Consider the following 452-nt stretch of genomic DNA (forward strand, 5'->3'; position numbering starts at 1 on the left):
ACCTGGAACAGTACGGTTAATTCCAAACTCCTCTGCAATAATTCGATTAGATGGTACATGATTTTTCTTAGACCATTGTTGAATTGGCTTCAAAAACTTCTCTAATCCCTGTCTATTCCACATTACAGGTTTCTCTAAATCCCCTACTTTTACTAATCCTGGATATTGATATTCCTTGTTTTGTTTTTCACCTTGGCTCGTTAATTCATATGGTTCATACATATGAAATGCGTATAGTGTTTTTTTATCCTCTACTGGTTTTAAATATTTAAAGGCCCATGGAGTAGCATATAAACCTGAATCTAAAATAACCGGTGTTTCTTTGTCCACTTCACGAATGGAGTTAATCACCTTTTCATAAAATCTGTTTAAATCAGCTGTCGTTCCTTTTACTTTTGCATACCATTTCTCGTAATCTTCCGTCCAAAAATCATTATATCTATTATTTTTAG

General features: G+C 33.4%; 1 protein-coding gene. It reads right to left on the reverse strand.

Annotated elements, in window-relative coordinates:
* Positions 1–452, reverse strand: a 452-nt coding sequence (locus HFD78_RS29080) for a cellulase family glycosylhydrolase (RefSeq protein ID WP_191968151.1), incomplete at both ends; no start/stop codon positions are given.

Source organism: Bacillus sp. EKM501B (assembly GCF_011800505.1).
GTDB classification, from domain to species: domain Bacteria; phylum Bacillota; class Bacilli; order Bacillales; family Bacillaceae_G; genus Bacillus_A; species Bacillus_A cereus.